The organism is Streptomyces sp. NPDC012510 (genome assembly GCF_042955065.1).
GTDB lineage: Bacteria > Actinomycetota > Actinomycetes > Streptomycetales > Streptomycetaceae > Streptomyces.
In genome coordinates this window covers 1-6,247 of the sequence record NZ_JBIBEN010000055.1, presented here as the reverse complement: position 1 = coordinate 6,247, position 6,247 = coordinate 1, and the positions used below count along the sequence as shown (strand labels likewise).

Below are 6,247 nucleotides of genomic sequence, written 5' to 3'. Positions count from 1 at the left end.
TCCAGCCGGGCCCACTGGCCGTTCGTCAGATCACCACGTCCCACAGGACGTGATCATCAACGAACAAGATCCACTTTCGCAACAGGCCCTAGGCCCGCTCCGGTGAGGTACCGCTCGACCGCCGCAGTGTACGTGGCCGGAGGAGCGGACAGGGGCACCACCCGAGCGTGCGGCGCACGCAACGCGCCCCCGACCCCGAGTTCGGTCACTGGTTCGATCATTACGCCTGCCCCGCCCTCCCGGTGCTGTCGCAGTAAATGCCTACACTCGCCCCGGCGACGGGAAGACCCCCGTCGCAGGTCGCGAAGATCACGGTAGAGCCTCCGCCGCAGTATTACCGCGGCCGGGCTGTCCGGGACAAGGCCCGGACCAGCCCGGACAGTCGGCGAACTGTCCGGGACAGCCGGCTCTCATTGCTTCACCTGTCGATGGTCAGCAGTCTGTTTGGTGTCTGGCTGGCCGCCACGGCACAGCCCGTCGCGTTGATGAATCACTCTCCACACAGCGAGCTGATTCTGAACGACTACCGTCGATCCGCGACGTGGATGACATCCGTTGTGTCCTGCTCCGCGGACGCTCAGCAGGACGATGAAGGAGGAGTTCGTGCAACTGTTCAAAGGACTTGGAGCGGCCCTCGTTGCGACCGCGGCAGCCTTCGCGATGATGCCGTCAGCGTCAGCAGCCGCTCAGGCGGACACCATGTCCGCCCCCCAGGCCCCCGCAGCCGTGAACTGTAACTGGGACCCCATCGGGTCGGGTGGCAGCGTGGGCATGCGGACTACCAAAGAGATCCGGCTGAGGTATGGGCCGGCTGCGGGCTGCGCATTCATCGGGTGGAGCAACATGGACGTGGACACGCGACTGTGGGCTGTGTGTAAGTACCGCAACCCTGATTCGGGCAACACCTGGTACTACGTCGACCCGGCCAACTCCAGTTGGCGTAATGGCTGGATCTACTCCGGCAACGTCCAGGTCGGTTCGGGGACGATCCGCAACTGCTGAACACGATCCGGAGCTCGTGTCCCAACCCATCATGGAGCGTGCAGGGATAACAGGTTTGTGGCCAGGGTGAGCTTCCCGGTGTACGCACACGTCCTTGCCTTCGGCCTCATGGTCACCGCCCGGCGCTACCTCGCTTCCGCCCACGCCTGACACCGCACCACGAGAAGCGGCGCCCGAAGCCATAAGAGGTGGCTTCGGGCGCCGCTTGGGGTGTCGTGGTAGAAGTTGGCGACCACGCCCTTGGCGAACTCCAGCTGGTCGTCCTCTAGGTGTTCGGCGATCGCGGCGCGATCGCGTGTGGCGTAGGCCCGCAGCAGATCGTGGGCCCGCCAGGCGGCCTCGTTCATTGCCTCTCCGGGGTCGTTCGGACAGCGGTGTCTGCCGGGGCGCGGGGGCGGGGCACGGCTGCGGGCAGCCCGAGATCGAGCCGCTTGTTCATGTCCAGGCGGAAGGTGCCGTACGGGTTGATGTTCGACCAGAACAGCGCGGTCAGGCCGCGCCGGTCCTCGGCGCTCAACTTCTTCGCCCACTTCGGCTCGGCCAGCACCTGCTGGAGCAGCAGCGTGTTGACGTGCACGAGGCTGGACTGGAGCAGGTGCAGCGCGAGCATCGACGTCTCGGCGTGCTCCTTGTCCGGGCCGGTCAGGGCACCGTCCTTGCCGTAGTGCAGCACGGTGTTCGCACTGTTCCAGTTCTCCACGACCTGGAGGCCGCCGTGGATCTCCCGGCGCAGGCCGGGGCTGGCGAGGTAGTCGCAAGCGAAGACCGTGCGCACGGCGCGGCCGAGTTCCTCAAGTGCCTGGTAGGTGGGGTGCTTGGGACCGCCCCGGGTGAAGCGCCGCAGGACCTGCTCGGCCTCTGCCGTCCCGAGCCGGAGCGCGGTGGCGTACTTGACCATCTGGTCGTACTGCTGCTCGATCAGCTCCCAGCGGATAGGCCGGGTCAGCGAGCCGCCCAGCGCCGGCCAGCCGGGCGGGGCGTCGTCCGGCCGGTACAGGCGGATGCTGCCGATGTTCTTCAGCCTCGGCAGCAGGCGGAAGTTCAGCAGCTCGGTGAAGGCGAACCCGACCACCGAAGCGCCGTGGGTGTCGACGTAGTTGGACTCGATCTCGGCATCCGTGCAATGCTGCAGCAGGCCCTCAATCAACGCCGCGACCTCGGATGACGAACAGGACTTGAGCTGGGAGTAGATGCAGACGTTCTTCTTCTCGACGTGCCAGTAGATCATCACGCCGTTGCCGCCGTAGCGGGCGTGGTACTCGGTCATGAAGTTGCTGGACCAGGACCCGAACTTTTTCGAGTCCGACGCGCACGCCGTGCCCTGCCCCCACCAGGCGGCATCCCGGGCCGCGAAGGTACCGTTCACCAGCCGGGTGACGACGGCGCGGAGTGGCCCGTTTCGTACCGTTGCGTTCGGTGGGGGCGAAGTCGGTCATGATCGCGCGGTGCAGCCAGATTGCCCCGGAGCGGTTTTCGGCGATATCGCGGTCGAGGGTCGCTGCCCTCCGGTTCTGCCTCGTCGTTGTCCCTCGGAGCCGTTGGATGCCCATGGTGGTCGGTTACGCCGGCCTGCGGTCGCCACTTGGGTTGTGGGATTGTGCGGTGGTCGGCCCAGTCGCTGTCGCCCGGTCCGGGCCGCACTGGGTACAGCGTGGCATTGCTCCTGGTCCTGCTGCCAGGCCGCCACCGTGTCGGCCCCGAGCTGGTGATCCGGCTGTTGCTCACCCTCATCGGCGTGCTGTTCGCCACCGTGACGCCTTGCCGAAACCCGGTTGAACGGTGACCGTCCCAGCGTCTACCTTCGGCGGTCATCGGCGTGTAGCTCAGCAGTAGAGCACCGGGCTCGGGACCCGGAGGGCGCAGGGGCGGAACCTGCCACGTCGGCTTATGAACGACAACGCTGAGCAGCAGCCCCTCTCCGCGACCCCGTCCTATGCGGCGGTCCAGCTGGCCAAGGCCTTCACGACCGCGCTGACCCACGAGGACGCCGACATCCGGCGCCGCGCCGAGGTACGCGGGCAGCGCTGGCGGGAGGTCCTCTCGGGCTTGGCCGCGGGACGGCTCACAGTCGGATCACGTACCCCGGTCGCGGGGCTTCCGGCCTGGGTGACACCTGAGGTGGTGCGGGGCGGCTTCGCCACCGGGACCGCGAGCGCGGGCGGCCCGCTCCAGCCGTACGAAACCGAGGCCGCGCGGAGTTTCGGCGTGCCCGCCGAGCGGCGCGCGCTTTTCGCCCACTGCCTGACCGAACCCGGACTCACCTGGCTGTGGACCCGGTTGGACAGTGGCCACTACGAGATCCGCGTGCCGGAGGAGGCGGCGCTGCTCGCCATGGCATGGCTGGTGCGGCATGGGGAAACGGACGCGGCGCTGGACCTCACGGCGGAACTGGAGCCGTTCGCCGACCGGCTGCGGTTCCTGCCCCGCCCGGCCGAAGGGCCCGCGCCGGACGCTACCGCGGCCGTCCACCGGCACACCGTCTCCGACGCGGTCGACACCCTGATACGGCGGCAGCCGAACCCGGCCGTCGAGACCCAGCGCGAGGCGCTCGCCATCTGGCAGCCGTTCGGCGACGAGCTGCTCGTTCACTGGCTGCGGACGGCGCGGGACGGCCGGGTCCTCGAACTCGCCCCGGACGCCGACTGGCTGGCGCGCGGCGAAGCCCTGCTCGGCCGCTACCGGCTGCTCGCCGCAGAGCACACCCGCTGTACCAAACACCGCAACCCCAAGGAAAACCTGGGCATTCTGCGCGGCGCATTGGAGGAGATCGTCGCCGGACGGCCGCTGGACGCGCGCCAGCTCGGTCTGCTGCGGCATGCGGTGGCGTCGATGGTGCGGCGGCGCGGTCTGCCCGGCTCCGCCGGGCATGCGGCCCTGCGCCGGAGCCAGGCCGAGCAGGCTGCGCTCCCCTCCCACCACGCCCTGGCCCAGCTGATGCTGCGCCGGCTCGCCGTACTCCCACAGGAGACGGGCATCTGCGATGTCGCCCCGCTTCTTCGCGCGGTGACCGAGGAGGAGAGCCGGGAGACCGGGCTGCCCGCCGCGGCTGCCGTACCGCCCACGATCGGCCAGGTGGTCGAGTCCGCGCTGAGCGCCCCGCTCGGCACACTCGTGGAGCGGGGCGTCGTCCCGTCCGCCGAGGTCATGGCCGAGCTGGTACCTCAGCTGGTCGCCGCCACCACCGCACAGGCGTACCCCGACGAGGCGCTGCGGGCGCTGATGGCCGCGAACTACCGGGCGTTCCGCGACCGCCGCTCCCTGCTGCTACTCAACCTGGAACGGCAGGTGCGCGTCGAGGAACTGCCCTGGGTACGGGCGGTGTCCGGGCAGCGATCCGCGGTGCTGGGCAAGTCGGACGGCGAAGGCGCGCTCACCGTGCTGCGGCAGCTGGGCGAGCTGGCTGTGCAGGCCTTCCCGGGCACCGTCCTGCCCAATCCGCTGGTCCGTGAGTTCGGCGTACTTGAGCGCGCGTGCGACCTGGGGTCACCGTTCGTGGAGGAGCTGGCCGCCGACATCTTCATGGGCACGTTCAGCCCGAAGTTCCTCACGGCGGCGCGGATCGCGGGCGAACTGCTCGGTGGCACGCTGTACGAGCGCTACTACGGCATCGACTACGCGGCGATCCGCAATCTGGCAATCATCGAGTCCGGCACGGCCCTGATCCTTTCGCACGGCGCCCGTCCCTCTCCCGGTTTCGCGCGACTATGCGCCGAACGGGCCGGGACGCGGTCAGGATCATGGTCGGTCGCCGCGAACGGCATGGTGATCGAGCAGGCGCAGATCCTCACCACCCACAACCTGGCCACGCTGGTCCACCGGGTGGGCATCGTCCCGCGGCCCGGCTGGGCCGACCTGGCGCGCCGCTGTTTCGTGACGGTGTGCCGGCTGACCGCCCGTGTCCACCACAACCCGCGTCCCTTGGCAACGATCAAGGACGCTGCGTACGCGTGGCGCCAGATGGTATTCCACCTGTCCCTGTGCCTGACGGAGGACCAGCGGCGGATCATCGCCGACCTGAACGAGGAGACCGCCTGCCACCCCGCCCATGTCGCTACCCGGCTGAGCCCCGCCCTGGCAGGCCTGACCCTGATCGCCGAGGGCGGCACCTTCGGCGGGGACGGAACCACGGACGGCGGCCGCGCCCGGCGCTTCCTGGGGTGGAGCACCGACGGGCACTGGATGCGGTGAAAGGTATCCGAACCAACCCGCTGCCGCCCGGTCGTCAACGCGGCATGGAGCGGCAACGGGCGCCACTGTGCCCCCTCGGGAGCGAGCGTGGGGGAGTCTGATCGCCGAAGCTGCCGACCTGGGCCTGCTGTTTGGCCTTCACCGCGTGCCTCGCCAAGACCGGCTATGTGCATCCTTCCGGCAGCCGCACCAGCTCCCCCGGCATCCGCCGCGACGTCATCCAGCGCGCTGACCACACCGAGGAACGCTCCTGTACGGCTCTGCCCGGACTGATGGCTTCCACGCCGCCGACTTCGCCCGCCATGTGGACGCCGGGGGCGGCGACGTCACCGCCGCCGCCGTGTATCAATGGCTGGTCGAGACCGAGCATGTCCGTCTGGACGCTCGGATCATCCACTTCGAAGTCCGCACCTGGCGTCCCCGCTGACAGGGCGCGCGGCGGTGGCGCTCCGCGCCACGCATTGTCAGAGGCCAGCGTCTTCGGGCTGGGCCTCGGCCTCAGACGCATGCGCCGACTGCGGCGCGGGGGCGGTGTAGAAGACGGATTTTCCTTGCTTCGCGCGCTCAGCCTGGCTCTTGGCCACGAGCCCTTCGAGCGTGACCCGCACGACCTTGGTCGTGATCTGGCGCTCGGGGTGGGCCTGGCCGATCGCTGTGGAGATCTCCGCAGCGGAGCGCGGTTCGTTCAGCTCGGCGAGGTGGCGGCGAATGAGTTCGACCAAGGTGGGCTGGGCTGCCTTCGTGGCAGCCGTTGCCTCGGCCGCCGGCTTCTTCGCTGCTGCCTCTGCCGGCGCGGTGGTGGACTTCCGTGCCCGCTGGTTCCCGCCGCGCGCGGCACCTGCCTTCCGCCTGGGGGCGGGCACTGCGACGTTCTCGGGCTCTGCCGCAGGCCCGGCCGGCGCTTTGGGGACGCCAAGCGCGGGTCTGTACGGTGAGTGGTGTAACTCCCGAGCTGGAAGCGGCAGTTGATGACTGACGTGACGAGTGACACCGAGGCCGGGAAGGCCGCTGTGAGTGGGGCGGGCGCCGTGGATGACGGGCTGGTCGCCGAGCTGGT

The 6,247-nt window shown here is 69.3% G+C and carries 6 protein-coding genes, 1 tRNA gene and 1 pseudogene; 5 read left to right on the top strand and 3 right to left on the bottom strand.

Annotation, left to right across the window (positions count from 1 at the left end; all coding sequences use genetic code 11):
* Nucleotides 1-843 precede the first annotated feature (843 nt).
* Nucleotides 844-1,002: a hypothetical protein gene (locus ACFY9I_RS42050; protein WP_391012692.1), complete on the top strand. Its 159-nt coding sequence runs from the start codon at nucleotides 844-846 to the stop codon at nucleotides 1,000-1,002.
* A gap of 125 nt (nucleotides 1,003-1,127) precedes the next feature.
* Here the strand turns inward: ACFY9I_RS42050 and ACFY9I_RS42045 are convergent, their stop codons facing one another.
* Both ACFY9I_RS42045 and ACFY9I_RS42040 read right to left on the bottom strand, forming a co-directional pair.
* A complete protein-coding gene (locus tag ACFY9I_RS42045; protein ID WP_391012690.1) occupies nucleotides 1,128-1,349 on the bottom strand; it encodes a hypothetical protein in 222 nt (73 codons plus the stop codon).
* Nucleotides 1,346-2,398 (bottom strand): annotated as a pseudogene (locus ACFY9I_RS42040) (transposase); the annotation flags it as partial. The gene ACFY9I_RS42045 and the pseudogene ACFY9I_RS42040, both read right to left, overlap by 4 nt.
* A 255-nt stretch (nucleotides 2,399-2,653) precedes the next feature.
* Between ACFY9I_RS42040 and ACFY9I_RS42035 the strand changes: the two are divergent.
* The 4 genes from ACFY9I_RS42035 to ACFY9I_RS42020 all read left to right on the top strand — a co-directional run bounded on the left by ACFY9I_RS42035 (nucleotide 2,654) and on the right by ACFY9I_RS42020 (nucleotide 5,617).
* Nucleotides 2,654-2,785 carry a hypothetical protein gene (locus tag ACFY9I_RS42035; protein WP_391012687.1) on the top strand — a complete coding sequence of 44 codons (132 nt, stop codon included), beginning with the start codon at nucleotides 2,654-2,656 and terminating at the stop codon, nucleotides 2,783-2,785.
* 29 nt (nucleotides 2,786-2,814) lie between these two features.
* Nucleotides 2,815-2,886: transfer RNA gene (locus ACFY9I_RS42030), tRNA-Pro, on the top strand.
* Between the two features lie 3 nt (nucleotides 2,887-2,889).
* Complete coding sequence (locus ACFY9I_RS42025; RefSeq protein ID WP_391012684.1) at nucleotides 2,890-5,190, top strand: hypothetical protein; 2,301 nt, start codon at nucleotides 2,890-2,892, stop codon at nucleotides 5,188-5,190.
* 304 nt (nucleotides 5,191-5,494) lie between these two features.
* Nucleotides 5,495-5,617, top strand: a complete 123-nt coding sequence (locus ACFY9I_RS42020) for a hypothetical protein (protein ID WP_391012681.1) — start codon at nucleotides 5,495-5,497, stop codon at nucleotides 5,615-5,617.
* Nucleotides 5,618-5,654: 37 nt separating this feature from the next.
* Here the strand turns inward: ACFY9I_RS42020 and ACFY9I_RS42015 are convergent, their stop codons facing one another.
* A complete protein-coding gene (locus tag ACFY9I_RS42015; protein ID WP_391012678.1) occupies nucleotides 5,655-5,912 on the bottom strand; it encodes a hypothetical protein in 258 nt (85 codons plus the stop codon).
* Nucleotides 5,913-6,247 lie beyond the last annotated feature (335 nt).

What these genes read in the sequence shown, in the direction of transcription:
- ACFY9I_RS42050 (WP_391012692.1), top strand. Translation starts at nt 844, where the DNA reads ATGGACGTGGACACGCGACTGTGGGCTGTGTGTAAGTACCGCAACCCT.
- ACFY9I_RS42045 (WP_391012690.1), bottom strand. Translation starts at nt 1,349, where the DNA reads ATGAACGAGGCCGCCTGGCGGGCCCACGATCTGCTGCGGGCCTACGCC.
- ACFY9I_RS42025 (WP_391012684.1), top strand. Translation starts at nt 2,890, where the DNA reads ATGAACGACAACGCTGAGCAGCAGCCCCTCTCCGCGACCCCGTCCTAT.